The sequence below is a fragment of the Desulfurellaceae bacterium genome, from assembly GCA_021296095.1.
In the GTDB taxonomy this organism is placed as follows: Bacteria; Desulfobacterota; Binatia; order Bin18; family Bin18; genus JAAXHF01.
The window spans coordinates 30,980-31,664 of record JAGWBB010000038.1 but is presented as its reverse complement, the minus strand read 5'-3'; the positions used below and the strand labels follow the sequence as shown (position 1 = coordinate 31,664).

Genomic DNA, 685 nt, shown 5'->3' with positions numbered 1-685 from the left:
CGTGGTCGCCGAGCCCGCCCAACCCGCCCTCTTGCCGCGAAGAGAAAACGTGTCCTCCACACCCCATGAACCGGTTGACACGTTTTCTCTTCGTCCCCAGGATCCGGCTTTTCGGGTGATCGGCCAGAGTCACGAGCTGTTCATCCTGGCCGAGGTCGAAGCCGAACTGTGGCTGGTAGACCAGCACGCGGCGCACGAGCGGGTGATGTATGAGCAGGTCCTGGCCGCCTTGCGTGACGGCCGGGGCGAGTCGCAGGCCCTGCTCCTGCCGGTCACCTTTGAGCTTGACGCCTCGGCCAGAACCGCCCTGGACGAGCTGCACGACTATTTGACCCGGCTGGGGTTTGATATCCGGCCGTTTGGCGGTCACACGTATCAGGTCCAGGCTGCTCCGCCCTATTTTCGTCCGGCCGATACCCCAGAGCTGATTGCCGAACTCGCCCAGACCCGGGCCGACGGCCGGTCCGAGGACGCGGTGGCCGCCCGGCAGGAAGATTTGGCCGCCCGGGTCGCCTGCAAGGTCAAGTCGGTCAAGGCCGGCCAGACCCTGACGCCCGAGTCGATGCAGGCGCTGCTGAAATCCCTGCTGGCCTGCCGCTCGCCGTTTACCTGCCCGCACGGTCGGCCGACTATGGTCCGCATGTCAGTCAGACAGCTGGAAGGCCAGTTTGATCGACGCTAGGAT

The 685-nt window shown here is 65.4% G+C and carries 1 protein-coding gene; it reads left to right on the top strand.

The window, feature by feature from the left end; all coding sequences use genetic code 11:
• Window positions 1–682: hypothetical protein (locus tag J4F42_11250; protein MCE2486080.1), on the top strand; the 682-nt coding region annotated here is incomplete at its 5' end.
• Window positions 683–685 lie beyond the last annotated feature (3 nt).